Genomic DNA, 26,346 nt, shown 5'->3' with positions numbered 1-26,346 from the left:
CGGCATCGACGACGTCGACAAGCCCACCCGGCCGGACCCCGCGTATCCCGCTGAAGCCGATGAGCCGCGCGATCGCCACCGGGTCGGCCACGCCGCTGGCTTCGATGACAATGGCATCGAGGCGCCGGGCGGGGTCGGCGAGCTTGATCAGTGCCTCATCGAGCCCGCCGCCGTCGGGTAAGCAGCAGATACAGCCTCCGGCGATCGAGGCCGGCTCGTCGACCTGACCGGCCACCAGACCGGCGTCGATGTTGATATCACCGAAGTCGTTGACCACCACTCCGATTCGCGTGCCTCGGTGGCGCAGCAGGTGGTTGAGCAGCGTCGTCTTGCCCGCTCCGAGGTGACCAGTGAGCGCGATGACGGGTATCGCAGCCAAAGGTCTCACCCTCCACATCGAGTCCGGACAGTCGATGCTAACCGCCGCAACATTCACCGTCTGCGTCCGGTTGTGGTGTCGCGCAGCGCAATCTATCGATCGCGCTAGAAAAGCCTGCCGGCGACCACGGGTTCCGGCTCTTCGAGCTCCAGCAGGAACCGCTTGCGCTTCAGCCCGCCCGCATAGCCGGTGAGGGATCCGTCCTTCCCGACGATCCGATGGCACGGCACCACGATGCTGAGCGGGTTGCGCCCGACCACCTGGCCGACTTCGTACGCGGTGGTGCCATCACCTAGCTCCGCGGCCAGCTCACGTAGGTTTTCGTCTGCCCGTAGGCGACGCCCGACAGCAGATCCCACACGCGTTGCCGCCGGACATCACCCACCACCGCCAGCGGAAGATCAAACTGCGTGCGCTCGCCAACCAGGTATTCACCCAGCTGGTCGGCCGCGCTGGCTAGAAGTTCATCAGCCGCCGCCTCCACCCGTAGACCCAGTGTGTCGGCGGTGGGCGGATGCCAGTGATGCCGGAAATACACGCCCGCCAGAGCGTCGCCGCTGGCGACGAGTGTCAGCTCACCCAGCGCGCTGTCGATCACCGCGTGCCGTATCGGCATCTGCTCAACCTCCTCAGATTGCGAACCAATCACCTTGTCGCCGAACGCCGCTCGTAGTCGACCAGCCGTGACTGCAGCTCGGCGTAGGGCGTGGACGGCGGCAAGGCGCCTCCGTCACGGACGGCTCGGGCCGCCGTGGCGGCGGCAAACAGCGCCGCACTGTAGGGCATCGAACCGGTGGACACACGCGCCACCCCGAGCTCGCCGAGCTCGCCGAGCGTCATTGCGGGAACCGGCAGTGTGTTGATGGGACGCGGGATATTACGAACGATTTCGGCAAGCTCGGCGCGGTCGTTGGCCAGCGGGACGAAAATGCCGTCGGCGCCGGCCTCGACGTAGAGAAGCGCCCGCTCGATGGTGGTTGCCGTGTCGGCCTGTTGGCCTAGCCAGTACGTGTCGACGCGGGCATTGACGAACACCGCGGGGCTGCGGCGTTTGATGGCCGCCACTTTTGCGGCCGCGAGGGCGGGGTCGATCAGCCGTCCCTCGGTGCTGTCTTCGATGTTGAGTCCGTCGACCGGCAGTCGGGCGACGTAGTCGGCAACGGCATCCGGGTCATCGCTGTAGCCGTCTTCGATGTCGACGCTGACGTAACAGCCCAGCGACGCCAGCTCGGCGGCCAGAGCGACGTTGGCCTCGCGGGTGGCGCGCCCCCCGTCGGCGTGACCGCGAGTGGAAGACAACCCAAAACTGGTGGTTCCGATAGCGGTGAAGCCGTCCGCCAGGTAGGCCAATGCCGACGGAACGTCCCAGGCGTTCGGCAGCACAAAAGGTGTGCCGTGGCGATGAAGATCGTGAAAACTCATGGCTTGCCTCCGGATGCTGTCCTCACTTCGGCCAGGTATCGACTCACCGGTCACTGAGTAGACGTTGCACAGCCGACGGATGTGAGGTCCGAATGAATTATTTCGGGAGCCGCTAATCGGCGCGATCGTCTTTCGCGTACGAGCCGGGTCAGCTGCCCGGCGCCGACCAATGCACCACCTTCACGGCGGTCATCTCGTCGAGAAGTTCAGGCCCGAAACCGAATCCGGTTCCGCTGGCGCGCCGCGGTTGCGAGGCCCCGCCCGGGGCACCGCCGAACACGGCGTTGATCTTGACGGTGCCCACCGGAAGGGCGCGCCACGCCTCCTGCGCATGGGCCATGTCGGCGGTCAACACGGTGGCGGCCAGTCGTACCGATCATCGGCCGCTTCAGCCAACGCGGCACCGAAATCGGTCACGACGCGCACCGGCGCAATCGGACCAAACGTCTCCTCGCGCATGACCGCCATGTCGGATGTGCAGCCGGTCAGCACGGTCGGCGGATAGAACGAGCCCGGCTCGAGATCCGGTTCACCGCCGACCACCACATGTGCGCCGCGTTGCCTAGCGTCTTCGACGTGGGCATGGACGTGGTCGCGGTGACGTTCGTCGACCAAGGGCCCGATCCGCTCGGCCCAGGAGGTGGCCTCGTCGATCAACGCGTTGACGAACGCGTCGGCGATGGGTTGCACGACGTAAATCCGCTCGACGGACACGCAGATCTGTCCCGCGTTGGCGAAGGCGCCAAGTGCGGCCTGGCTGGCCGCCCACACCGGATCCACGTCCGCGTCGACGATCAACGCATCGTTGCCGCCGTTCTCCAGCAGCGCCTTGGCGCCGCGTTGCGCACATGCCCGTGCAATCTCTCGCCCAGTCACACTGCCGCCGACGTGCGCGACCACGTCGACCAGCTCGGCGGCGGCCAGGTGGGCGCCGACCGTGCCGTCGCCATTGACTATCTGCAAGACGCCTTCGGGTAGCCGCGCGGCCAGAAGCTCGGCGAAGCGCCTACCTGTCTGGGGGCAACGCTCACTTGGCTTGTGCACCACCGTGTTTCCCGTGACCAGGGCCGCGCCGAGAAGGCCGGCGGCCACTGCGATCGGATCGTTCCATGGGGTCAACACGGCCACCACTCCGCGAGGCTGCGGAACCATGAGATCAGTGGCCGTCCATCCACCCTGCAGACTGCGCCCGCGGTGCAACGGCCCGAGCTGCGCGTATTGCAACAGGGTGTCGACTCCGGCGTCTACGCCCCCACGCGCGTCGGCGCGCGACTTTCCCGTCTCCCGCTCGGTGAGTTCGGCCAGCTCATCAGCGGCGTCGCGAACATCGGCCGCCGCCGCCGCGATCGCCCCCGCCCGTCCGGCGGGCGAAGTGCGGGCCCAGGAGTCGGCGGCGTCGGCGGCGCGCCGAATTGCCTCATCGCACTCGGCCGGCCCGGTGACGGGGACCTGCGTGGCGGTGTCGCCGGTCCGGGGGTCCAGAACGCTGATGATCTTCGTCATGGTTGAGGCCACGCCAGTGGATACCCGATCCGCGCCCGACAAACCGGCCCGGCCCGATACGTAGCCTGCACCCGGGGCCGGGAGCGCCCCGGCGCGAGTAACAGAGCACTCGCTCTGTTATTGTGGGCGAATGCCACGCCCCCGCATCCATGATCCCGACGGGGTGCTCGACGCCGTCGAAGAGCTGGTGGCGCGGTCAGGCCCGACCGCGGTGACCATCCGAGCCATCAGTGACGCGGTGGGTGTGTCCAATGGCGCTGTGTACCATACGTTTACGTCTCGGGGCGGATTGATGGGCCACGCTTGGCTGCGGGCGGGTCGGCGCTTCTTGGCGGTGCAGACGTCGCTCGTCGACCAAGCGATGGCCGGTGACGGCCCCGGTGGCCCCATCGATGCCGTGGTGGCCGCCGCCGAAGCGGCGGTGGTGTTCGCCGAGCAGTACCCCGGCTCGTCGACGCTCGTGTTGCGGGTGCGCCGCGAGGATGTGCTCGCCGACGATGTTCCCGACGATGTTGCCGGTGAGCTGCGGCAGCTCGACAAGCTGCTCGTGGCGTTGCTGGTGCGCCTTGCCGTCGCGGTGTGGGACCGCAAGGACGCGGCGGCGGTGGACACGATAACCAGTTGCGTCGTCGATCTGCCCACCGCGCTGCTGTTGCGCCGCGACCGGCTTGGGAGCACCACGACCCGCGCGCAGCTACACGCAGCCGTGCGCGCGGTGCTCGCGGTGGGGCCTTCTCCGCCGCGACACCGGCGCGCATGACCGAACTTCCGAGATATCAACGCAACTCAAGGAGACACACATGCCCGTGACATTGGACTACGCCGACAAAATCGCCATCGTTCGCCTCGGCGAGGACGAAAACCGTTTCTCGCCAACATTTCTGGACGAGATCGATCAAGCGCTCGACCAGGCCGTCGCAGACGGCGCCCAGGCACTGGTCACCACGGCCGGTGCAAAGTTCTACTCCAACGGCCTGGACCTGGACTGGCTGAGCGCCCACGCCGACCAGGGACAGTGGTACATCGGCCGGGTGCACCGGCTGCTGGCACGCATGCTCACCCTGCCCCTGCCGACCGCGGCCGCCGTGGTGGGTCACGCGTTCGGCGCCGGCGCAATGCTGGCCATCGCGCATGACTTTCGCGTGATGCGCGCCGACCGCGGATACTTCTGTTTTCCCGAGGTCGACATCCGCATCCCGTTCAACCCCGGCATGGCCGCGCTCATCCAGGCCAAACTCACTCCTCGCGCCGCGGTCGCCTCGATGACCACCGGCCGACGCTTCAGTGGCCCCGATGCGGAGGAATTCGGCATCGTCGACGCCAGCTGCGCCGACGGCGCGGTCACCGACGCGGCCCTCGACGTGCTGCGACCGCTGCAGGGCAAGGACCCCGGCACGCTGGGGGCGATAAAGCAGACCATGTTCGACCGCGCGGTGCGCGCGCTCACCGATGACCAAGACGGTTCGCATTAACGGCTGCTGGACACCGCACGCGTTCCTGTATGGTCAGCGATGTCTGCCGGCGCAAGGAAACAGAGGGCTTTGGATGGCAAACAGGCTCCCGGACAACGACTTCACCTCCCCTCACGTCCTGGACCCCGGCCTTCGCAAGGTGGCGCGGTTCGTGCCCCGCGGCTACGCCCTGCACCGCGGCCTGAAGGTTCAGCGCGCCGTCATGAACCTGATGGGCAATGCGGGACGCCTGCGCGCCGTGCCCGTCGCCGCGGTCAACCAGCACGTGAGCGTTCGTCTGCATCGTCCGGCCGGCCTTCCCGACCGTGCGGCCGCGCTGCTGTGGATCCACGGCGGCGGCACCATCATGGGTCACGCGGCCCAGGACGATAAATACCTGCGTAAGCTCTCGCAGCGCACCGGATTCGCGATCGCGGCGGTGGAGCACCGGCTGGCCCCGGAACATCCCTACCCGATCCCGGTCGAAGATTGCTATGCGGCGCTGCTGTGGCTGGCCCGTCAGCCATGGGTGGACGCGGATCACGTCGCCATCGGAGGGGCCAGCGCCGGTGGGCATTTTGCGGCCGCGGTGGCTCAGCGGGCGCACGACCGCAATGATGTCCGAGTCGCCTTCCAGATGCTGGTCTACCCGATGCTCGACGATCGCACCGGCGCCAAACGCGACGGCGCCCGGCGCATCATGTGGACCGAATCCGACAATCAACTGGCCTGGAAGTGGTACCTCAACGGGGCCGATCCCGAAGAGGCCGCACCGGCTCGTCGCAAGGATCTGTCCGGGCTGCCGCCCGCCTGGATCGGTGTGGGCACGCTGGACCTCTTCTATCAGGAAAGCCTGGAATACGCGCGGCGCCTGCGCGAGGCGGGAGTGCGGGTGCAGGAGGAGATCGTTCCGGGCGCGTTTCATGCGTTCGATCAACTCGCCGAGAAGGCACCCATCTCGACGAGGTTCTTCGACAGTCAATGCGATTATTTGCGGGGCGCGCTTACGCCGAGTGGATAAGCGCCATCGCTTGGTCGCATCGTCCGCAACAGCTCATCGAATCATGTTGCAGGTCAGGGTTTTACGTGCCGGGTGACGTCTCGGCCCAGGCCGCAGGGTTGATAAGTCGACCTTTGCTGCGGGCACCAAGCACCGGACCACCCGGCCCCGACGTGACACCTTTTGACTGCAAAGTGTGCACAAGGTGCAACTATATGAGTATGGCCAATCCCGTAGGGCTGCGAGAGCGCCGTCGTCGCCAGACGAGCGCCGACATCCGCGACGCCGCGGTGCGCCTCACGTTGGAACGCGGATTCGACAAGGTCACCGTCGACGAGATCTGCGCCGAAGCCGGAATCGCCACCCGCACCTTTTTCAACTACTTCCCCAACAAAGAATCCGCCCTCGCCTATGGCCCCTCGGACATACCGCCGGAGTTGGTGGCAGATTTCGTCGCCGCCGGCCCCGCCCCCTACTCGGTCGTGCTGGCGGAGCTGATCACCTTGGCCGCCCACCACCTGCGCGACGTGCCCCCGCGGCGCGAGCACGCGGCCCACATGCTCGAACTCGCCAAGACCTCCCCCGCCGTGCTGGCGGCGTTCCTCGCCGACCTGGAGCGTTTTCAAAACCAGCTGACCGACATCATCGTGCGTCGCCAGGCGATGCAACCCGACGACGAGATGGCTGCGCTGATTTCGGCGCTGGCGCTGACCGCGGTACGGTCCGGTATCGAAAAGTGGGCCAGCGGCGAGGCAAATGAAACCGCCGACACGCCGATGCCCTATGTTGAGCGGGCCGCCGCCCTGGTGAACAGCATCTTCACGGAGTGATTTGAAACACCAGTAGCAAATGTTGCATGCACTGCAAGATATGCACATCATGTACTATGCGCTGGTGGCGGTACGCGGGGAGGCTTCAGCAACAAGGCGAGCCGGGTATCGACGCCGTGGACGTCAACCGGTGTGGGTGGGCAGCATTCACCGCGTTTGACGCTCCAGCGCGCGCGAACCGTAGCAATCGACGTAATTCGTTGTTGAGCAATGCGACTTGTGGGCACTCACCTGCCCACGACCTCCGGTCGCGCAAACGCTGATCCACGTCACCACCGCGTGCCGGGGAAGGGTCACCTAGGTGCAGATATCGAGACTTGTGCGCAACGCCTGGTTGCCGCTGTTGATCGTGGCGGTCGTGCTGGTCGGCGGGTTTGCCGTCGTTCGGGTCAAGTCGTTCTTCGGCGCGCACGACACGGGCATCATGACCAGCCCGCGACTCGATGACTCGAAGCCGTTCAAACCCAAGGTAGTCAAGTACGAGGTATTCGGCTCGGCCAGCCAGGCCAACGTGAACTACTTGGACCTGTCCGCCGACCCCAGGCGCGTCGACGGCGCGCCGCTGCCATGGACGCTGGTCTTGAGCACCACCGCGCCCTCGGTCTTTCCGAACCTGTCAGCGCAAAGCGACGGCAACTCCCTCGGTTGCCGCATCACCATCGATGACGAAGTCAAGGACGAGAACCTTACCCACGGCGTGCACGCCCTGACCTTTTGCATGGTGAAATCCGCATGAGCACAACGCTAAACGACGCCCGTACCGACACCATTCCCGTCGTCGACGAACCCGTGCGAGACAAGATCCCCCGGCTCATCCGGACGCTCGCCGTGCCGATCATCTTGGGCTGGATCGCGATCATCGCGGTGCTCAACGTCTCCGTCCCCCAGCTGGAGGAGGTCGGCAAGATGCGCTCGGTGTCGATGGCCCCCGACGACGCGCAGTCGGTGGTCGCGACCAAGCGCATGGGCGCGGTGTTCAACGAGTACAAGTCAAACAGCTCGGTCATGATCGTCCTCGAGGGCCAGAATCCCTTGGGGGCGGATGCGCACGCCTACTACGACTTGATCGTCAAGAAGCTCGACGCCGACACGAAACACGTTGAACACGTCCAGGATATGTGGAGCGATCCACTGACCGGAGCGGGCGCGCAGAGCAACGACGGCAAGGCCGCCTACGTCCAGGTCTACCTCGCCGGTAACCAAGGCGAGGCCTTGGCCAACGAGTCGGTGGAATCCGTCCAAAACATCGTCAAGAGCGTGCCCCCACCCAAAGGGGTGAAGGCCTACGTGACGGGACCCGCAGCACTGTCAGCGGACCAGCACGAGGCCGGCGACCGCAGCATGCAGCTGATCACGGCCGCCACGTTCACCGTGATCATCGGCATGTTGCTGTTGGTCTATCGATCGGTCGTCACCGTTTTGCTCACGCTGGTGATGGTGGTGCTCGAGCTGTCGGCCGCGCGCGGAATGGTCGCGTTCCTGGGCCATTTCAAGCTCATCGGGCTCTCCACGTTCGCCACGAACTTGTTGGTCACCTTGGGGATCGCGGCCGCCACCGACTACGCGATCTTCTTGATAGGCCGCTATCAGGAAGCCCGCGCCATCGGCGAGACCCGCGAAGAGGCGTATTACACCATGTATAAGGGCACCGCCCACGTGGTGCTCGGGTCTGGCTTGACCATCGCCGGCGCTACATTCTGCCTGCACTTCACCAACCTGCCGTATTTCCAGACGCTGGGCATTCCGCTAGCCATCGGCATGGTGGTCGTGGTCGCAGCGGCCCTGACGCTCGGTGCGGCCGTCATCGCGGTGGCCACGCGTTTCGGCAAGACCCTCGAACCCAAACGCACGCAACGGATTCGCGGATGGCGCAAGATCGGCGCGCTGGTCGTCCGCTGGCCCGGTCCGATCCTGGTGCTGACGATCGGGGTCGCGCTGGTGGGCTTGCTGACCCTGCCGGGCTACCGCACCAACTACAACGACCGCAAATACTTACCGACGGACCTGCCAGCCAACGAGGGCTATGCGGCCGCGGACCGGCACTTCTCGCAGGCGCGGATGAATCCCGAGGTGCTGATGATCGAAAGTGACCACGACCTGCGCAACTCGGCGGATTTCCTGGTGATCGACAAGATCGCCAAGACCATCTTCCGGGTCCCGGGGATCGGGCGCGTGCAGGCGATCACCCGTCCGCAGGGCACGCCGATCGAGCACACATCGATTCCTTTCCAGATCAGCATGCAGGGCGTCAGCCAGCAGATGAACCAGAAGTATCAAGAAGATCAGATGGCCGACATGCTGCACCAGGCCGACATGATGCAGACGACCATCGACAGCATGGAGAAGATGTCGAGCATCACCGCGCAGATGGCCAACGACATGCATGTGATGGTGAAAAAGATGCATGACATGACCATCGACATCAATGAATTGCGCGACCACATGGCCGATTTCGAGGACTTCTTCCGCCCGATCCGCAGCTACCTCTACTGGGAAAAGCACTGCTATGACATCCCCGTCTGCTGGTCGCTTCGCTCGGTCTTCGACGGCCTGGACGGCATCGACACGATGACCGACGACATCCAGAGCCTGCTGCCGATCATGGATCATCTCGACACCCTGATGCCTCAGATGGTGGCGCTGATGCCTTCCATGCTCGAGAACATGAGGGCGATGAAAACGACGATGCTGACCATGTATTCGACCCAGAAGGGGCTACAGGACCAGCAGAAAGAGGCGCAGAAGAACTCCAGTGCCATGGGCAAGGCGTTCGACGCCTCGAAGAACGACGACTCGTTCTACCTGCCCCCGGAGACCTTCAATAACAAAGAGTTCAAGAAGGGCATGAAGAACTTCATCTCCCCCGACGGGCACGCCGTGCGGTTCATCATCAGCCATGACGGCGATCCGATGTCACCGGAAGGCATTTCGCACATCGGGGCGATCAAGAAGGCAGCCTACGAAGCACTGAAGGGCACTCCGCTGGAGGGCTCCAAGATCTACCTCGCGGGCACCGCGTCGATCTATAAGGATCTCAGCGACGGCAATACCTACGACCTGTTGATCGCCGGGATCGCTTCGCTGTGCCTGATCTTCATCATCATGTTGCTCATCACACGGGGGGTGGTGGCGTCGGCGGTCATCGTGGGAACCGTCTTGCTCTCGCTCGGCGCGTCCTTCGGGCTTTCAGTGCTCATCTGGCAGCACCTCGTCGGCATCGAGCTGCACTGGATGGTGCTGGCGATGTCGGTAATCATCCTGCTGGCCGTGGGCGCCGACTACAACCTGCTGCTGGTGGCGAGGTTCAAGGAAGAGATTCACGCCGGCCTGAACACCGGCATCATCCGGTCGATGGGCGGCACCGGTTCGGTGGTGACGTCGGCGGGGCTGGTGTTCGCCTTCACGATGATGACCATGGCGGTCAGCGAGCTGACGGTCATCGGCCAGGTCGGCACCACGATCGGGCTGGGTCTGCTCTTCGACACCTTGATCGTGCGGTCGTTGATGACACCGTCCATCGCCGCGCTGCTGGGCAAGTGGTTCTGGTGGCCGCAACGGGTGCGCCAGCGCCCGGTTCCATCGCCCTGGCCCAAGCCGGCCAAGGACGCCGAATTGGTTACCGCCGCTAGGTGACCCAATCCGGCTGAGCGTCGGTCTCGACGTTGGAGAAGTCCTTGTGGCCCAGGCCGGCGGTGGTCCCGCCGTCCACGACGAACTCCGAGCCCGTGGAGTAGCTGGACTCGTCGCTGGCCAAATAGACCACGAGGTTGGAGACCTCGACGGGCTGGGCCGCCCGGCCCAGCGCGGTCTGGAAGATGTCGTCGGGAACCCAATCGGTCATTGGGGTCTTGATGAGTCCGGGATGGATTGAGTTGACCCGGATTCCGCTCGGACCCAACTCGAGTGCCGCCGACTTGGTCAAGCCCCGCACGGCGAATTTGGTTGCGGTGTAACCGTGGCAGGCGATGGTGCCGGCCATGCCTTCGATCGAGGAGATGTTGATGATCGATCCGCGGCCCGCTTCCTTCATGTGTTTCACGACGGCGCGGATGCCGAGGAACACGCCCGTCAGATTGATGTCGAGGATCCGCTGCCACTCCGAGAGCGCGTAATCCTCCAGGGTGCCGATGTTGATGATGCCCGCGTTGTTGACCAGCACATCGAGGCGGCCGAACTCGTTCAGCGCGGTGGCCACCGCCGCGTCCCAATCCTCGGGCTTGGTCACATCGAGGTGCAGGTAGCGGGCGGAGTCACCGACCTCGGACGCGACCGCCTTGCCCTCGTCGTCGAGGATGTCCCCGAAGACGACCTTGGCTCCCTCGGCGACCAGCGACCGCACGTGCGATGCGCCCATCCCCCGGGCCCCGCCGCTGATCAGGGCGACCTTTCCCGCCAACCGTTCTGCCACTGCGTTTCTCCTCCTCGTGTGGGTTCGCCTAAGCACCATACGTACCGGAGGCTATGTATGGCCATAGCCAAAACGGCGCGGACACACCACAACTAGGCCGGATGAGCCCGTCGGGTCAGGAGTCGTACCCCCGCAGCAGCGCCCGCGTGCGTGCCCGGCCCTCCGGCGACGGATCGAATGCCGCGGCGACGTACTCGTCGACACCCGCGGCACGCAGTTCGTCGAGCCGGCCGCGGACCGTATCCTCGTCGCCGATGATGGCGGCATCCTCCGGCCCCGCGTAGCCCTCGCGGTCGAGCATCGCGCGGTAGGACGGCAGCTGGCCGTAGATGGCGAACTGTTCGGCCGCCTGCTTGCGGGCGGCGTCGACATCGTCGGTGACGCTGACGGGTAGCGACGCCGCGACCCGCGCCTCCCCCTCGCGCCCCGCATCCGCGGCCGCCTGCCGCAGCGTCGGGCCGACATGCTCGGCCAACGTCCTGGGCCCCGTCATCCAGGTGCAGGTGCCCGCCGTGCGCCGCCCGGCGATCTTGAGCAGCTGCGGGCCCAGCGCCGCGATGTACACGTCGGGCCGGGGTGCGCCCGAGATCATCAGCGCGCCGCGGGTGGTCACCGTTTCTCCGGCCGAGGCGGCGGGTTCACCGGCCAGCAGGGGCAACAGGCCGTCGAGGTATTCGTTCAGCCTGCGCACCGGCTTGTCCCACGGGATGCCCCACATCCCCTCGGTGACCGCCTGATGGGTCATGCCGAGCCCGAGCGTGAACCGGCCACCCGAGGCCAAGCTCAGCGTGAGGGCGCGCTGCGCCATGAGCATCGGATGCAGATTCTGAATCGGCACCACACCGCTGGCCACCTCGATCGTGTCGACCTCGTGCAACGCGATAGCCACGACGGTGAGAAGGTCTGGCTCATAAGGCAATTGGCTCATCCACACGCGTTTGAAGCCCTCGTCGCGCAGCATCGCGAGGTTCGCGATCGTCGCGTCGATCGGCGATTGGTCGCCCGATCCGCTCAGTTGGCCGAACATAGAAACCTGCATGATCAACACGCTCCTTCGCGTCTCCGGGAAGGTTATCGCCATCCGCCCGGGCGTTCGCAACCAGCTCTGGGGCCAGGGGCGCCGAACCCGGCTCAGCCGACGATGTCGAAAACCGCCGCGGCGGAGGTGACCGCCTTGTCGGCGTTGCCCTCATCGTGCAGCAGCATGCGCACGCCGACGCGTCCGGATCCACCGGGGTGTGCCGTGCCCTCGACCCGGAAGGGCCCCACCTTGCCGCGGGACATGAACATCACGTGCCAGCTGACCACCTGCAGCTTTGTCGTTCCCGCCACCTCCGCGGCGAGGTCGATCGCCGCGGTCTCGAGAACGACGTGCTGGGGCCCGATGTGCAGCGCGGCGTCCGGCGACGCGAGTTCGGTACTGAGCTCGGGCAGTATCCAGTGGCCGTCTTGGCGCCGGCTGGCGCCGAAGGCCTGCCACAGCGGCGGTAGATCGGGTGAGTCCTCGACCACCAGCTCGGTGCCCGAAACATCCATCCGGTCCAGGCCTTCCGGCGGGATGCCGATGATCGCTCCCTGCCCCTCGTTGAAGGCGATGACCCGGCTGGGGTTGTCGGCGTCGACGATCGTGCAGCGGCCGTAACCCATGGTGCGGCCCTGGTGCACGATGCCCGAGCCGACGATCTCGATCCTGGTGACGTCGTATCCGGGGTCGACGATCTGTACCGACGCAATCACCGGATTGGGAACCGCGACCATGTCGGTCTGGCAGCCCTCCGGGGAGGATATGGCCAACGGCGCCACCATGATTCCGCCGGCGTCGTTGCGCATGTCGCGGCGAATGGCGACGGTGTCATCGGTCTCGCCCAAATTCATCGCCGAGTGTTTGCGACCGATGTAGCGGTAGCTCAGCAGGCCCGTCCAACGCCGGTACAGTTCCTCGCGGTAGGCGTCGGAATCACCCATCAACTCCCGGATGTCACGAAGTTGGCCGCTCAATTCCGTTCTCCTCCCTAGCTTTTGCCGCGCCGCACCTGATTGAACGGCACACCGCGGTCGTCGGCGCGCTCGCGCGGGAAGTTCAGCACCCGCTCGCCGATCACGTTGCGCGCCATCTCGGTGGTACCGCCGCCGATGCTGGCGGTCTGACGGCCCAGATAGCGCGTCCCGATATCGAGCAGCCCGGCGTCGTCGACCACGGCCGCCGAGCCGGCGACGGCCAAGGCGGTATCGGTCTCGACGTCATGCACCTCGGCCATGTAGAGCCGGATGATCGATCCCGCGGCCGGCGGCAGGGATCCGCCGGCGACGGCGTGAAAGACGTGCTCGCTGAGTTGGCCGTGCACGGCCCGGTGCACCAGGGCCCGGCCGATCATCTCCTGAAGTCGTTGATTGCCGGCCTGGGCCGTCTTTTCGAGCAGGGAGACCAGGTCGACGGAGACGTCGTGGGCCTCGGCGATTCCCGGCCCACTGGTGTACTCCGAGCCATCACCCATCGTGCGCCGCTCGTGGTACAGCTGGCGCGACGCGACGTCCCACCCTTTGCCCGGTTCTCCGACCACAGCGTCGTCGCCCACGTCGACGTCGTCGAAGAACTCCTCGCAGAATTCGATGGAGCCGTTGACCTGCCGGATGCGGTTGATGGTGACTCCGGGATGCTGCAGCGGCACCAGGAACATCGTCAGTCCGTCGTGTTTGGGAACCTCCCAGTTGGTCCGTGCCAGGCACAGGCCGTAGTCGGCGGCGAAGGCCCAAGTGCTCCAGGTCTTGGCGCCGTTGATGATCCACCGGTCGTTGCGGCGCTCGGCGCGGGTGATGACGCCCGCCAGGTCGGATCCCCCGCTCGGCTCGGACAGCAGCTGCACCAGCACCTCGTCACCGCGCAGGGCGGCCGAAATGTGCTGACGCTTCTGCTCTTCGCTGCCCATATCGAGAATCGTTGCGCAGCAGATGGCGAAGGACGGCACGTTGAGCAGCAGCGGAGTCTCGTAGGCCTGGGATTCGGCGTCGAACGCCTTCTTGTACTCGTAGCTCAGCCCGAGCCCGCCATACTCGCGCGGGAAACAGATCCCGGCGAATCCGCCGTCCCACAGCAGCTTTTGCAGTTCTCGGGCCCGGCGCCACGATGGCAGCTCATCTCGCTCCAGCTGTGCGGCCTTGGCCGGATCGAGTCGGGGCATGTTCGCGGCCAGCCAGGCCCTGGCCCGGCTCCGGAATTCCTCGACCGATTCGGACGTCACCGGATGGCCTCTCATTCGAGCGTCGACCTTGTGCTGGGCGACTGTACAGCAACCGTCACACGGCTGTATAGGTCGGCGTCCTACGAACCGTTCAGCTTCACCGCGGCGCGAATGAGCGCCGTCAACGCCTTCTCGTCGAGCTCGTCGCCCTCGTGGAAATCGATGGCGCGTCTGGTGTTGCCGTCGAGGCTGGAATTGAACAGACCCGCGGGATCCGGCAGCGACGCGCCCTTGGCGAAGGTCATCTTGACGACGTTCTTGTACGTCTCGCCGGTGCAGATCATCCCGTCGTGATACCAGACCGGAACGCCCCGCCACTTCCACTCCTCGACCACTTGCGGGTCGGCTTTTTTGATCAGTTTCCTGATGCGAGCGAGCATTTCGCCGCGCCAATCCCCCAAATCCTTGATCCTGGCGTCGATCAGCTCGGCGGGAGATGCGGCTGCGGCGCCGTCCTTCGGGTTCGCCACCGTGGCCCCTTTCGATGAGGTTGTCGCTTCCCGGACCGTACCTCAACGGATGGTGCTCGCCCGGCCCACCCGGCACGACCCCGTATCCAGCACCAGCTTTGTGCGCAAGTAATCTGCGGTCGATCACTATGACCGACACGCACCCCTTCGACGAAGCCCTCCAGCTCGACCGGATCGGGGCCGACCTCCGGCGCGGCCGCACGCACCCGGAGTGGGCCAACATGGTCGGGCCGTTCGGCGGGATCACGGCCGCCGCCATGCTGCGCGCGGTCGAAACACACCCCGACCGCATCGGGGAACCGCTGGCCCTGACCGTCAACTACGCCGCTCCCATCGCCGACGGCGACTTCGACCTCGCGCTGCGGGCCCCGCGCACCAACCGCACCAATCAGCACTGGATCGTCGAGCTGAGCCAGGACGGCGTGGTCAAGACGACCGCGACCGCGATCTTCGCGATCCGGCGAGAGAGTTGGGCCGACACCGAGAGCCGCCCGCCGAGCGTGCCGCCACCCGAACAGTTACCCGCCGTCGATCCGGGCCTCGTCCGATGGACCGGCCTCTACGACATGCGCTACGTCGAAGGCGCGATGCCCGGCAAAGGCGGGGACGCCAGCCCCTCGTCGACCTCGACCCTGTGGGTGCGCGACGGCGCGGGACGCCCGGTCGACTACCCGGCGCTCGCCGCGCTGTGCGACATCTTCTACCCGCGGGTGTTCCTGCGCCGCGGCGGCTTCGTCCCGTCCGGGACCATCTCGTTGACGACGTATTTCCACGCCGATCAGCCCCAACTCGACGCCGTCAAGGGCGACTTCCTGCTGGCCACCGCTCACGCCAACCGTTTTTCACGCGGATATTTCGACCAGAGCGCGCACGTGTGGACCGCCGACGGCGGGCTGCTGGCGACCACCCATCAGATCGTCTACTTCAAGGCTGACGGGCTTACACTTCGGCAGTGAAACGTCACGCGTCGGCACTTGTGGAAGGGATCGAGCGGCTATGACAGAGCGCGCGCAGGGCCTGATCGCCGAGACGCTGCCGGCGATCGAGTCCATCAAGCAGCTCAAAGCGCGCTACTGCCGCTACCTGGACACCAAGGACTGGGCGGCGTGGCGGACGATTTTCGCCGACGACTTCGTCAGCGACACCTCCGAAGCCGGTGGCAAGCTGATCGCGGGCGCCGACGAGTTCGTGGCGTTCACCCGCCGGGCCCTCGGCCGCCCGACACAGCCCACGGCTCACCAGGTGCACACCCCCGAAATCGAGCTCACCTCGGCCACGACCGCACGTGGAATCTGGGCGCTGCAGGACGTCGTCCGATTCGGGCCCGGGGTAACCTTGGTCGGCTACGGCCACTACCACGAAACCTATGAGATCATCGCCGGCCAGTGGCTTATCAAGAGCTCCAAGCTAACTCGACTCCGCGAGGACATCGTGACGCCGTTCTTCTCGATCTACGTCTCCCCTCGACTCCGCACGGCGATCGGCAAGCTCGCCGAACGGCTGATGGATCGGTGACGCGCCCATGACCGTCGACACCGTTTTGGTCACCGGCGCCTTCGGGCAAGTCGGTAAGCGTTGCACGCAAATCCTGCTCGATCGCGGCCGAACCGTGGTCGCGATGGATCTGCGCAACGACAACACGGTCGCCGTCGAAAAAGAACTCGCGGCCGGCGCGCACCCGGGGACGTTGATACCCGCGTACACCGACCTGCTGGATGCCGAGGCCGTCAACGCTCTCCTCGCGACTCATGAGCCCGGCGCCGTCGTTCACCTGGCCGCTATCGTGTCCCCGCCGTCCTACCGCAATCCCGGATTGGCCCGCCGCGTCAATGTCGGTGGCACCGAGAACCTGTTGAACGCCTGCGCCGCGCTCCCACGCCCGCCGCTGTTCCTCATGGCGTCCAGCGCCGCGGTGTATGGATCTCGCAACCCCTACCGTCAGCCGGAGCGGATCACGCCGGACACGCCGGTGAACCCCGTCGACCAATACGGGCAGGACAAAGTCCTTGCCGAGGCGGCGATCCGTGGCAGCGGCCTGCCGTATGCGCTCTACCGACTTGCCGGCGTCATCTCGCCGGACACGCAGGCCGGCATCAACGGCGACTACCTCACCCTGATGCGTTCGATGCCCAGCGACAACCGGATTCATGCGGTGGATGCGCGTGACGTGGCGCTGGCATTCGCCAACGGCGTCGACCGCAAGGACTCCATCTCCGGCAAGGCCCTGCTCATCGGCGGCAACGAAACGTATGTGCTGCTCCAGCACGGCCTCCAGGACGACCTGATGCGCGCGGCCGGCCTGGGACCGCTCGGCCCCTCGGCCGGCCTGCCGGGCGACCCGGCCGACGACCGCGGCTGGAGCTTCACCGGCTGGTACGACACCACCGAAGCGCAAGCGCTGCTGGACTTTCAAGAGCACGACTGGAACCAGACACTGGCGTGGCTGGCCGAATCGCAGGGCCACCTGCGGATCGTGCTGCGACTGCTTGGCCCGGTGCTACGCCCGGTGCTGCGGGCCGTTTTGATTGTGCAGCGCCGGCTGGAGGGACGCGGCCCCTACGCCGACCCGTGGTCACTGATCGAAAAAACCTACGGCCCAGCGGCATTGGCCAGCGTCGACTAACGCGACGCGCACCGGGCGGCGGCTACGGGGCGCCGCTAGCGATCGATCCACGCCATTTGCGCCTCGGCGTGATGGCCCCCTGCGGGCGGGGTGAGCCGATCGAGCCTGGCCAGTTGATCGGCGGTGAGCTCGATCGCGTCGGCGCCGACATTCTCTTCCAGACGCGTAACCCGCTTGGTGCCCGGAATGGGCACGATATCAGGGCCTTTCGCCAACAACCATGCTAAGGCGACCTGAGCCGGCGTGGCGCCGACGTCCGCGCTGATATCGCGCACCTCGTCGGCGCAGCGCAGGTTGTGCTGAAAGTTTTCGTCGAAGAACCGCGGGTTGGTCTTGCGGTAGTCGGTCTCGGGCAGCTCGTGCGTGGAACGGATTGCGCCGGTGAGAAAGCCACGGCCCAGGGGCGAGTAGGCGACGAACCCGATGCCCAATTCGCGCAGCACCGGCAAGATCTCGTCCTCTTGATCGCGGGTCCACAGCGAGTACTCCGACTGCACCGCCGTGATCGGGTGCACCGCGTGCGCGCGACGAATGTTATCCACCCCGACTTCCGACAGGCCGATGTGGCGGACCTTCCCGGCGGCGACCAGCTCGGCCAGCGCGCCGACGGTCTCTTCGATCGGCGTCTGGCGGTCGAGGCGGTGCTGGTAGTACAGGTCGATGCGATCGGTCGCCAACCGTCGCAGCGAACCGTCCACGGCGATACGGATGTTGGCGGGGCTGCTGTCCAGGCCCTCGCGACCGGTGTGCGAGATCAGACCGAATTTGGTTGCCAGCACCACCTGATCGCGCCGTCCCCGCAGCGCGCGGGCTAGCAGTTCCTCGTTGACGTACGGGCCGTAGACCTCGGCCGTGTCGATCAGCGTCACACCAAGGTCGATGGCGCGATGCACGGTGCGGACCGATTCCGCATCGTCGAATCCGCCGACCGCGTAGGCCACCGACATGCCCATCGCACCCAGGCCGAGGCGACCGACCTGCAACCCGCCGAGTTGAGCCTGTTTCATGGGATGTCTCCTGTTCTGCGGCTGCGCCAGACCCCGCTGGGGGCCGGACGGTACCGTGGCGCTGTGTACCGCGTCGAGCTTCCCCCGATCTGATGGGCCACGCAAACACGACGCGGCCGCCGCGCAATCTGGCGGTCGACTACTACCGCGTGTCCGGCGTGGTGCTCATCGTGCTGGGACACTGGCTGGCCGGGTCGGTCACCTATCACGATGGCCAGTTCGGCCGGCAGAACCCGCTCGTCGACCTGCCCTGGACCCAGTGGCTGACCTGGCCCTTCCAGGCCGTCCCGGCATTCTTCCTGGTTGCCGGTTATGCCGGCGCCGTGTCCTGGACGCACCGCCATGACGCTGAGGGACTTTCGCGGCGGACCTGGATACAGCACCGGCTGGCGCGAGTCCTCGGACCGACCGCGGTGTACATGGCGCTGGTGTCGGTGGTGGTCGTTGCCCTGGGTTTCTGCGGCGTGGCGGGCTCGGTGCTCGAGTACGCCGGCTGGGCGGTGGCCATGCACCTGTGGTTCCTGGCTGTGTACCTGGTTGTCGTGTCGCTGACGCCGATTGCCATTGCCGCACAACATCGTTGGGGCCTGCTGGTACCGGCCGCACTCGTCTTGGCAGTCGCGGCGGTGGATGTCGCCCGGCTCGCCGGCCATGTGCCGTACCTGAATTGGGTGAACTACCTGTTGGGCTGGGGCGCCCTGTATCAGCTCGGGATCGCTTGGCACGGCGGGTCATTGGCTGGCCGCAGACCCGCTCTGCTGGCGGCCGTCTCGTCGGTGGCCCTGGCGTTGCTGGTGTGGCGCAGGGTTTATCCGGTCAGCATGATCGGTGTCCCCGGGCAGACCATCGACAACACGACGCCTCCGACCGTGGCGCTGTTGGCGTTCGGCTGCGCCCAAACGGGGCTTGCGATGGCACTGACGCCCGCGCTGAACCGTGCGCTGCGCACCATGCGTGTCGAGCGCGTCCTGTCCGTCGCCAACAACAACATCATGGCGCTTTACCTGTGGCACATGATCCCCGTTGTGATCGTGGCGATCGTCAGCTATCCGGCCGGACTCTTGCCGCAGCCGCCCGAGGGTAGCGCGCACTGGTGGCTGGCCCGGCTGGAATGGGTGGTCATCTTGAGCGTCGTCACGGCGGTCGAGATGATGCTGTTGTGGTGGGCCCGAAGGCTTTTCGCGGCTCCCTTACCGCTGCTCGGGGTACCGCTCACCGAACGCTGGACCGAGCCGGTGATGCTGGCCGGCGCCGCGGCGGCGGCCTACGCCCTGTCCCTGATCGCCGCCGCGGGCTTCGCCCCCGACGGACACTTTCCGTGGCTGACCGCGGCGATCTTCGGCGCCGGAGCACTGCTGGCGGCATTGCGACCCCCAACCCGGTCCGCGCCCCATGTGCGAGACGTGGAGCGGGACCGCAAGGCCTGACCGAGGGCGCCCGTACCGCCAGGAAGCTTTGCCCCGGTGCCGTTGTTACGACGGATATGGCCGCGACGGGATTCCACGAGGGCGAACTCGCGACGCAGCGCCGAGCGGGTGTCGAAGCCGAGGCCGGGCGGCTCGAGAGCATGCTTGACTCGTCGGATCTGTCTGACGGCGCCGCACGCTTCCTGGCGTCGCAGGGGTTCGCCGCGCTGACCGGACGCGACCACGACGGCGTCCTCTGGGTCTCGCCGCTGGCCGCGCCACCGGGATTTCTCCGCGGGCAAGCAGGTGTCTTGCATGTGTCGTCCGCTCCCCGCGACGGCGATCCCCTGCACGAGATCCGGGCCGGTCAACAAGTCGGGCTGATCGCCATCGACTTTGCCACCCGCCGCAGGCTACGAATAAACGGCGAACTTGTCGGTGCCGACCACGCCAGCATGACCCTGCGCATCGACCAGTCGTATGGCAATTGCCCCAAATACATTCACCGCCGCGCGATCGACGTGGCCGGTCTGGCTACCCCTTCGAAACACCCCCGCCGCGCAACGCTTCTCGGTCCCGCGGATCAAGCAATGATTGCAAGGTCCGACACGTTCTTCCTGGGCACCACCCATCCCACCCGCGGCAGCGATGCGTCACACCGAGGCGGCCCACCCGGATTCGTCCGAATCGACTCCCCGAACCGGCTGTGGTGGCCGGATTTCCCGGGAAACAATATGTTCAACAGCTACGGCAATCTGGCTGTCGACGACGAAGCCGCCTTGCTGTTCCTCGATTTCGACACCGGCGCCGCTCTGCATGTCAGCGGGACCGCACGGGTGCGGTGGACCACTCCCGGCGCGGCCGGTGACGACGGTGCCGTGGGAAGGAATGTCGCCTTCTCGGTCCGCGCCGTGGCAACGGTGGCCGGTCTGGCGAATCGGTAAATGACGCCCGTGACATGGTTTGTGCCACAACTTGACCGGTCGTCGGATCGCAACACCTAGGCACCGCCAGATGCGCTGTCGGGCGACGGAGGCGACGGTTTATGCGGCGGACGGTCGGGCGACGATGACGGGCACCCGGACCGCGTGCAGGACGGCGTTGCTGACCGAACCCAACAGCAGCCCGCTCAGGCTGCCCCGCCCGTGGCTGCCGACGACCACAAGCTGTGCGGTCTCTGACTTGTCAATGAGGTGCCGCGCGGCCCGGTCTTGAGCGATGAGTCGGTGAACCGTCACATCGGGATAGCGTTCTTGCCAGCCCGCCAGGCTCTCGGCAAGGGTGCGTTCCGCTTCGCCTTCGACGGCCGGCCAATCGATTTCGAAGACGTCGACCACCGCGGCGTCGCTCCATGCGTGAATGGCCACCAGATCCACACCGCGACGAGACGCCTCGTCGAACGCGATTTCCGTCGCGAGTTCGGAAGCCGGTGAGCCGTCGGTGCCCAGCAGGACGGGGGCATTCCGCGGATCAGGCAGTTCTTCGTCCCGCACGACCGCGACCGGACAGTTCGCGTGCCGCACCACGGTCGAGCTCACCGACCCCAGCAGGCCACGGGCCAGTAAGCCTCGGCCCGAGCTGCCCATGACGATCATCTCCGCCGTATCGGACATCTTCAGCAGGGCCAGCGCCGGGGCGGCGTAGACCAGTTTCCTGCCGATGGGCACCGCGCGGTCGGCCGGCATCGCGTCTTCGGCGACTTTTGTCGCGTGCATGATCGCCTTCTTGCCTTCGTCTTCCAGGCTCGTGACGAGGGACTCGGGGTACGGAACCGGCGGGAAGGTTGCGGTGGGAGTCGACACGGCGTGCACGACGGTCAAGGGGATGTTACGCATCGCCGCCTCCCGGGCCGCCCAGCCCGCGGCGACGGTTGAGGCCGGCGAGCCGTCGACCGCGACGACGATACCGAGTTCTTTGACGGGTACGGACATAACGTTCTCCCTCCATCTGCACAAACGCTATCCGAGGAGGGGCGTCTTAATCGTGAGGCTTTAGTCCTCAACCGTCGGGCCGGAGGTCTCTCGTCACCGGCTAGACCTTGCGCCGCTGCAGCTGCGCGATGATCCAGAACGGCAACGCCACGAATACCGTGCCGCCGATGAGATTACCCACGGTGGTGATCCCGATGTTGGTGAGCAGCCCGTGCGGGCCGAAGCCCCAGCCGATCGCGCCGCGCGGCGCGACCGGGTGAAAGAGGTTGAGCAGCAAGGGAAGACCCAGGAATCCGACATTGGCGATCACGTGCTGGGTGCCGCCGATGACGAACGCGAACGGCCCGTAGAACGCGAACGCCATCCGTGCGACGTCGCTGCGGGCCTTAAAGAACATGCACATCGAGGTCTGCAGGAACCACGTGCACACCACGGCCAGCAGCAGAGCCGTCCAAAAGGGCTGGCCCGCCTTCAGCGTGCCGACGGTGGCCGCTCGTTCGGCGAACGCGCCGAGGTAAGGCCCGCCCGCCGCGGCGCACACCGTGACGAACACCAGCGCGCCGACGATGTTGCCGATGAGTCCGACGGTCACCAACGCGACATAGCCGCGCAGGCTCAGCGTGCGCTTGAGCACGGCGAGAAAGCCCGCGGCCATGTCCGCGGTGATCAGCGACATGCCCGACACCAGGATCAAGACGAAGGACATGCCGAAGGCCAGCCCCATCAAAAGGCTTGCCACACCGGGTGTTTTGACGCCGGTGCTCACCACCAGGGCCAGCAGCGCTCCGAAGGCCACCATCACACCGCCCACCAGCGAGCGCATCAGGAATGCCCAGGGATGCGCGGCTTTTTCCACTGCCATGGCCGCGACCCGATCCACCATGGCGCCCACCGACAGTGGCTCGAACGGATCCTCGGGCACGGCGTCGGCCCGGACGCCAGAGGGCAACACGGTCACGTTGTCCGCAACCACAGCATCGCTTCGAAGCTGCGGCGCTTCAGCGTTGATCGTCATCGGGGTTCGCCTTTCCTAAAGGTGTTGATCGCGTTGATGACACCGGCAATGTGATCCTCGCTGAGCTGCTCGCCGTCGAAGACGTGGCTGAGCAGGATCTTGAGGTCGAGCATCTGTTGCAGATAAACCAGGCACGGTGGGCATTCGTCGAGGTGTTTGGCCACGATCGGTCCCCACTGCTGGGGGTCGGAGTCGACGAGATCGTCGACGAGGCGGACGAAGTCGACGCAATCGATGGCGGGGACTGCGTTGTCATGAACGGTCATCGCTGGTACCGCTTTTCCAATTCGGCTCTGAGATTTCCCCGGGCGCGGTAAAGCAGTGCCCGCTGCGCCTCGGCGGTCAGTTCGAGAAGCGCGGCCGCCTCGTCGGCTGATGTTCCGACGATGTCGCGCAGGATGACCAGCTGCCGTTGGCGTTCGGGCAACGCATCCAGTGCCGACCGCACGTAGCCGAGCAGTTCGCTCTCGACGGTCCGGTCTTCGGGGAGAAAGCGGCGCGACGGCGGGAGGCTCCAGTGGCCGGCGTCGGGGTGACCGGCGGGATGCATGCGACCCGACAGCGGGTCGTCGCCTTCGCCGTCGGCGGCCAGCACCTCGTGGTGGCGGATCCGCGATTCCCTGCGCCGGTGCCGGGAGGCGGTGTGTTTGACGATCCCGAACAACCAGGTGCTCACCGACGAACGCCCCTGAAACGAGTCCGAGGACTGCAGCACCTGTACCCACGCCTCCTGCACGGCTTCTTCGGCGACCGTTGCCGAATCCACCATGGTGCGAGCGAAATTCACCATGGGCCGGTGAAAGTCGCGCACCAAGCTGGCCAGCGGAACCCCGCCGACCAGGTATTCGGACTCGGTGCCCTCCGGCGGCACCGCCACCGGAGTCACCATCGACCCGCGCTCAGACGCATCTGGCCAGTTCCCAGCGCAGCTGGCCTTCGGACGGCGACTGGACGGGGATGAACGCCGCCTCGCGATAGCGCCGGCTTGCCGGTGTTCGGCTCGCGTAGCCTTTGCCGCCGGCGGTCCGCACCTCCAAGTCGGCGCTGGCGCTGGACAATTCGGCGGCGGCGAGGCGCAGCGACAGCAACTCCTTCTTGGTGGGCGGCTCGGCCCCTCCGACGGCCGCGGCCAGCTTCGCCAGGGTGGCCTCGGCGGTAACCAGCTGGTCCGCGACGCGGTCGACGTCGTCGCTGAACACGGCGTTGACACCGCCGAGTCCCAGGCGAGCCTGGTCCAGGGCGGTCCGGGTCAGGCCCAGGCACATCGCGGATTGCAGGACAAGGAATGTCGGGCGCACCGACTGCAGGAAGCCCTCGAAGTCGCGCGACAGCACCTGGCCGGCAGGAACGTGCGCGCCGTCCAGGTTCAGGTACGACGAGGCGGTACTGCCCATGGCCAGCAGATCGAAATGCTCACCCACGTTCACCCCGGGCGTGTTCAGCGGCAGCGCGACGATGAGCTTCTCGCCGGTATCGGTGCGCACCGCGGTCACCATCGTGGAGTCGGGATACAGGTTGCTGGCCCACCTGATCGGACCGGAGACCCGGTAACCGCCGGCCACGGATGTGGCGGTCAACTCCACGCTGCCGCAGCCCGCCGCCTCCTTGAACGCCGCGGCCATGCCGGTGACGCCCGGCACCGCTCCCGCTAGGAGCGGCTCGACCGCCGCACTGCTGAATTCGGTTGCGGCGGTGAGCAGATACTCGACCGTCATGCGATGCGCCCACAACGAGAACCCCGTGCTCATGCAGGCCCCGGAAACCGATCGGATCACCTCGGCCATCACCGGAAGCTGGCCGTCGACGTTGCCCGGGGCGCCAATGCCCAGCAGGCCCGCCTCCCCCAGCGCGGCGAAGCTGCGACGGGAGTGGCCCTCGCCGCGGTCCAACGCCGCGGCGTGCCCCCGAATGTCTTCCAGCAGCTCGACATCCAACTGGCCGGCCGCTGTGTCCGTGGTCGTCATCATGTCGCGTGCTTATCCGGTGATCAGAGTCGAGTCGACGGTGACCGGGTTGCGAAACGTGTTCACCACCGGCGACCAGGCGATGGCGTTGTCGTGGATCTCTTTCAGCGTGGCTTCGTCGGCGTCACCGGCCAGGCTCACCGTGCAGCGGACGGCGCTGAACCCCAGGTACTTGCCCTCCGGGGTGTCCCCCACGCCCCACACCGCGGAAATGTCGATGTCGCCTTGCATCTCGACCTCGATCTTGGTCAGCGTCACCCCGCGGTGCGTCGCGTTGGCCAGCAGGCCCACCGAGACGCACGAACCCAGCGCGGCCAACGCGGTCTCCGAGGGATTGGGCGCCGAGTCGTCGCCGAGCAGCGCGGGCGGCTCGCCCACCAGCATCGGCGCCAAGTCCCGGACGTAGGTCATGTTGCGAAAGCCCGCTTCGCACACGGTCTTGGCTTTGAGCGTCTTCCTGCCCGTCTCGGGATTGCTTTTGGCGTTACACGACAGCCGGTCCAGGCCTTCGGCGTCGATGACGAGCGCGTCGGTCATGTGACTTCTCCGTTTCTCGCTGATTGTGCGGGTTCACGGAGTTAGTGCGCGCCGGGCCGCGATGCGTGACGGCGGGTGCGATTGATTTACCGGTCCGACACGAAACGTCACGGGGGTGAAACGTGGCGACCCGGCCGGGCCGTCGGTCGCCGACGAGATTTGCTCAGCTGAACAGGTTTTGCCCGATGTAGTGGCCTTCAGCGGGCGCCGGCGGCACCGCGAAGATAGCTGATCCGATGTGGCGGATGTATTCGTTGAGCAGGTCGTGGGCACCCAGGCGGTTCTGCAGACGAATAAAATCTTGGGGATCTTTTTGATACGAGACGAACAGCAGACCGGCGTTGAGTTGGCCGTTGGCGTCCAGGCCGTCGGTGTAGTTGTACGACCGCCGGCGGATCATGATGCCGTCATTGTTTTCCCGGGCGGCAAGGCCGACGTGGGACATCGGATCGATGAGCGGGTTGCCGTCGGCGCCCTTGGCGGCGAAGTCCGGTGTATCGAACTCGTGCTTGCCGCTCAGCGGCGCCCCTTCTTCTTTGGTGCGCCCGAAGATCCTCTGCTGATTGCCGATCCGGTCGACGTCCCACGTCTCCATCAACATCCGGATCTTGCGGACGACTTGGTAGGTCCCCCCGTTCATCCAGGGCTGGTCGCTGTTGGTGACCCAGACAAACTTATCGTATTCGGCGTCGGTGGCGATGTTGCGGGTTCCGTCCTTGAATCCCAACAGGTTTCGTGGCGTGTGCTGGCCGGGTCCGGCGGAGGCCCGACCGAACCCGAGCACCGCCCAGAACGGCGAGACGATGTTGCGGCCGAGGCGGGCCAGGTTGCGCACCGCGTGGTAGCAGACCTGGGGATCGTCGGCGCACGCCTGCACGGACAGGTCGCCGCCGTGCAGGCGCGGATCCAGGTTGTCGCCGTTCAGCGGCGGCAGGTCGGTGAACACGGCAGGTCGCCGGGCGGCCAGTCCGAATCGATCACCGAACAGCGACGGGCCCAGCCCGATCGTGACGGTGAGGCTGGCCGGGCTCAGCCCGTAGGCCTCCCCGGTGTCGACGGGAGGCTGCACGTCGACACCGGGCTGCACCGTCCCGACCGGCTTGCCCTGCTGCAGGATCGCGGCGGCGGCCGACCAGCGCGCCAAGAGGGTCTGCAGGTCGG

Annotated in this window: 28 protein-coding genes and 1 pseudogene; 11 read left to right on the top strand and 18 right to left on the bottom strand. The window is 66.3% G+C overall.

Annotation, left to right across the window (positions count from 1 at the left end; all coding sequences use genetic code 11):
* The 5 genes and pseudogenes from A9W96_RS16625 to A9W96_RS16610 form a co-directional block, all read right to left on the bottom strand.
* Window positions 1-379: GTP-binding protein (locus tag A9W96_RS16625; RefSeq protein WP_304441736.1), on the bottom strand; the 379-nt coding region annotated here is incomplete at its 3' end.
* 104 nt (window positions 380-483) lie between these two features.
* Window positions 484-639, bottom strand: a complete 156-nt coding sequence (locus A9W96_RS33350) for a methylated-DNA--[protein]-cysteine S-methyltransferase (RefSeq protein ID WP_369830841.1) — start codon at window positions 637-639, stop codon at window positions 484-486.
* A 32-nt stretch (window positions 640-671) separates the two neighbouring features.
* Window positions 672-995, bottom strand: a complete 324-nt coding sequence (locus A9W96_RS33345; protein ID WP_369830840.1) for a methylated-DNA--[protein]-cysteine S-methyltransferase — start codon at window positions 993-995, stop codon at window positions 672-674.
* A gap of 29 nt (window positions 996-1,024) precedes the next feature.
* On the bottom strand, window positions 1,025-1,801 hold the full coding sequence (locus A9W96_RS16615) for an isocitrate lyase/phosphoenolpyruvate mutase family protein (protein WP_067141309.1): 777 nt from the start codon (window positions 1,799-1,801) through the stop codon (window positions 1,025-1,027).
* 148 nt (window positions 1,802-1,949) lie between these two features.
* Window positions 1,950-3,304: pseudogene (locus A9W96_RS16610) on the bottom strand (aldehyde dehydrogenase).
* Window positions 3,305-3,434: 130 nt separating this feature from the next.
* Here A9W96_RS16610 and A9W96_RS16605 point away from each other — a divergent pair.
* From A9W96_RS16605 to A9W96_RS16580, 6 genes are all read left to right on the top strand, one after another.
* Complete coding sequence (locus A9W96_RS16605; RefSeq protein WP_066862938.1) at window positions 3,435-4,064, top strand: TetR/AcrR family transcriptional regulator; 630 nt, start codon at window positions 3,435-3,437, stop codon at window positions 4,062-4,064.
* Between the two features lie 40 nt (window positions 4,065-4,104).
* Entirely contained in the window at window positions 4,105-4,776 is a 672-nt protein-coding gene (locus tag A9W96_RS16600; RefSeq protein WP_066862936.1) for an enoyl-CoA hydratase/isomerase family protein, read from the top strand.
* Between the two features lie 73 nt (window positions 4,777-4,849).
* Entirely contained in the window at window positions 4,850-5,776 is a 927-nt protein-coding gene (locus A9W96_RS16595; RefSeq protein ID WP_067022871.1) for an alpha/beta hydrolase, read from the top strand.
* A gap of 200 nt (window positions 5,777-5,976) precedes the next feature.
* The gene (locus A9W96_RS16590) at window positions 5,977-6,585 is read left to right on the top strand and encodes a TetR family transcriptional regulator (RefSeq protein WP_066862930.1); all 609 of its coding nucleotides are present in this window, start codon (window positions 5,977-5,979) and stop codon (window positions 6,583-6,585) included.
* A gap of 301 nt (window positions 6,586-6,886) precedes the next feature.
* The gene (locus tag A9W96_RS16585; RefSeq protein WP_276310495.1) at window positions 6,887-7,321 is read left to right on the top strand and encodes an MmpS family transport accessory protein; all 435 of its coding nucleotides are present in this window, start codon (window positions 6,887-6,889) and stop codon (window positions 7,319-7,321) included.
* The gene (locus A9W96_RS16580; RefSeq protein WP_066862920.1) at window positions 7,318-10,218 is read left to right on the top strand and encodes an RND family transporter; all 2,901 of its coding nucleotides are present in this window, start codon (window positions 7,318-7,320) and stop codon (window positions 10,216-10,218) included. The genes A9W96_RS16585 and A9W96_RS16580 overlap by 4 nt, the downstream gene beginning before the upstream one ends.
* Here the strand turns inward: A9W96_RS16580 and A9W96_RS16575 are convergent.
* The 5 genes from A9W96_RS16575 to A9W96_RS16555 form a co-directional block, all read right to left on the bottom strand.
* Complete coding sequence (locus A9W96_RS16575) at window positions 10,211-10,993, bottom strand: SDR family oxidoreductase (protein WP_067141306.1); 783 nt, start codon at window positions 10,991-10,993, stop codon at window positions 10,211-10,213. The two genes, A9W96_RS16580 and A9W96_RS16575, sit on opposite strands and share 8 nt — an antisense overlap.
* Before the next feature lie 115 nt (window positions 10,994-11,108).
* The gene (locus A9W96_RS16570; RefSeq protein WP_066862915.1) at window positions 11,109-12,032 is read right to left on the bottom strand and encodes a TIGR03564 family F420-dependent LLM class oxidoreductase; all 924 of its coding nucleotides are present in this window, start codon (window positions 12,030-12,032) and stop codon (window positions 11,109-11,111) included.
* Between the two features lie 92 nt (window positions 12,033-12,124).
* Window positions 12,125-12,991 (bottom strand): hypothetical protein, encoded by an 867-nt coding sequence (locus tag A9W96_RS16565; RefSeq protein ID WP_066862912.1) that lies wholly within the window; start codon window positions 12,989-12,991, stop codon window positions 12,125-12,127.
* A 14-nt stretch (window positions 12,992-13,005) separates the two neighbouring features.
* Complete coding sequence (locus A9W96_RS16560) at window positions 13,006-14,232, bottom strand: acyl-CoA dehydrogenase family protein (RefSeq protein ID WP_067141303.1); 1,227 nt, start codon at window positions 14,230-14,232, stop codon at window positions 13,006-13,008.
* Window positions 14,233-14,312: 80 nt separating this feature from the next.
* Entirely contained in the window at window positions 14,313-14,702 is a 390-nt protein-coding gene (locus A9W96_RS16555; protein ID WP_066862906.1) for a DUF1801 domain-containing protein, read from the bottom strand.
* Between the two features lie 128 nt (window positions 14,703-14,830).
* On the opposite strand from A9W96_RS16555, the gene A9W96_RS16550 reads away from it, so the two are divergent.
* From A9W96_RS16550 to A9W96_RS16540, 3 genes are read left to right on the top strand one after another with little or no spacing between them, the layout of a single operon-like run.
* Window positions 14,831-15,658 (top strand): acyl-CoA thioesterase II, encoded by an 828-nt coding sequence (locus tag A9W96_RS16550; protein ID WP_067022856.1) that lies wholly within the window; start codon window positions 14,831-14,833, stop codon window positions 15,656-15,658.
* A 40-nt stretch (window positions 15,659-15,698) separates the two neighbouring features.
* Window positions 15,699-16,217 (top strand): nuclear transport factor 2 family protein, encoded by a 519-nt coding sequence (locus A9W96_RS16545; RefSeq protein ID WP_067022853.1) that lies wholly within the window; start codon window positions 15,699-15,701, stop codon window positions 16,215-16,217.
* Window positions 16,218-16,224: 7 nt separating this feature from the next.
* Window positions 16,225-17,325, top strand: a complete 1,101-nt coding sequence (locus tag A9W96_RS16540) for an NAD(P)-dependent oxidoreductase (RefSeq protein WP_067022850.1) — start codon at window positions 16,225-16,227, stop codon at window positions 17,323-17,325.
* A 35-nt stretch (window positions 17,326-17,360) separates the two neighbouring features.
* Here the strand turns inward: A9W96_RS16540 and A9W96_RS16535 are convergent, their stop codons facing one another.
* Window positions 17,361-18,332 (bottom strand): aldo/keto reductase, encoded by a 972-nt coding sequence (locus tag A9W96_RS16535; RefSeq protein WP_066862894.1) that lies wholly within the window; start codon window positions 18,330-18,332, stop codon window positions 17,361-17,363.
* Window positions 18,333-18,424: 92 nt separating this feature from the next.
* Between A9W96_RS16535 and A9W96_RS16530 the strand changes: the two genes are divergently transcribed.
* Together A9W96_RS16530 and A9W96_RS16525 are read left to right on the top strand one after the other, a co-directional pair.
* A complete protein-coding gene (locus tag A9W96_RS16530) occupies window positions 18,425-19,759 on the top strand; it encodes an acyltransferase (protein WP_067141300.1) in 1,335 nt (444 codons plus the stop codon).
* A 56-nt stretch (window positions 19,760-19,815) separates the two neighbouring features.
* The gene (locus A9W96_RS16525; RefSeq protein WP_067022844.1) at window positions 19,816-20,682 is read left to right on the top strand and encodes a pyridoxamine 5'-phosphate oxidase family protein; all 867 of its coding nucleotides are present in this window, start codon (window positions 19,816-19,818) and stop codon (window positions 20,680-20,682) included.
* 99 nt (window positions 20,683-20,781) lie between these two features.
* Here the strand turns inward: A9W96_RS16525 and A9W96_RS16520 are convergent, their stop codons facing one another.
* The 7 genes from A9W96_RS16520 to A9W96_RS16490 all read right to left on the bottom strand — a co-directional run.
* Window positions 20,782-21,669 (bottom strand): universal stress protein, encoded by an 888-nt coding sequence (locus A9W96_RS16520; RefSeq protein ID WP_067141297.1) that lies wholly within the window; start codon window positions 21,667-21,669, stop codon window positions 20,782-20,784.
* 100 nt (window positions 21,670-21,769) lie between these two features.
* Window positions 21,770-22,684, bottom strand: a complete 915-nt coding sequence (locus A9W96_RS16515) for a formate/nitrite transporter family protein (RefSeq protein WP_066862885.1) — start codon at window positions 22,682-22,684, stop codon at window positions 21,770-21,772.
* Window positions 22,681-22,950: a hypothetical protein gene (locus tag A9W96_RS16510; protein WP_066862882.1), complete on the bottom strand. Its 270-nt coding sequence runs from the start codon at window positions 22,948-22,950 to the stop codon at window positions 22,681-22,683. Before A9W96_RS16510 ends, A9W96_RS16515 begins: the two co-directional genes overlap by 4 nt.
* Window positions 22,947-23,573 carry an RNA polymerase sigma factor gene (locus A9W96_RS16505; RefSeq protein ID WP_066862879.1) on the bottom strand — a complete coding sequence of 209 codons (627 nt, stop codon included), beginning with the start codon at window positions 23,571-23,573 and terminating at the stop codon, window positions 22,947-22,949. Before A9W96_RS16505 ends, A9W96_RS16510 begins: the two co-directional genes overlap by 4 nt.
* A gap of 10 nt (window positions 23,574-23,583) precedes the next feature.
* Window positions 23,584-24,651, bottom strand: a complete 1,068-nt coding sequence (locus tag A9W96_RS16500; protein ID WP_067141295.1) for an acyl-CoA dehydrogenase family protein — start codon at window positions 24,649-24,651, stop codon at window positions 23,584-23,586.
* A 9-nt stretch (window positions 24,652-24,660) separates the two neighbouring features.
* The gene (locus tag A9W96_RS16495; RefSeq protein WP_066862873.1) at window positions 24,661-25,185 is read right to left on the bottom strand and encodes an OsmC family protein; all 525 of its coding nucleotides are present in this window, start codon (window positions 25,183-25,185) and stop codon (window positions 24,661-24,663) included.
* 163 nt (window positions 25,186-25,348) lie between these two features.
* Window positions 25,349-26,346, bottom strand: a 998-nt coding sequence (locus A9W96_RS16490; RefSeq protein ID WP_066862869.1) for a Dyp-type peroxidase, incomplete at its 5' end; no start/stop codon positions are given.

The sequence above is a fragment of the Mycobacterium sp. 1245852.3 genome, assembly GCF_001669335.1.
In the GTDB taxonomy this organism is placed as follows: Bacteria; Actinomycetota; Actinomycetes; order Mycobacteriales; family Mycobacteriaceae; genus Mycobacterium; species Mycobacterium europaeum_A.
This window is presented reverse-complemented; position numbering and strand designations above follow the sequence as displayed.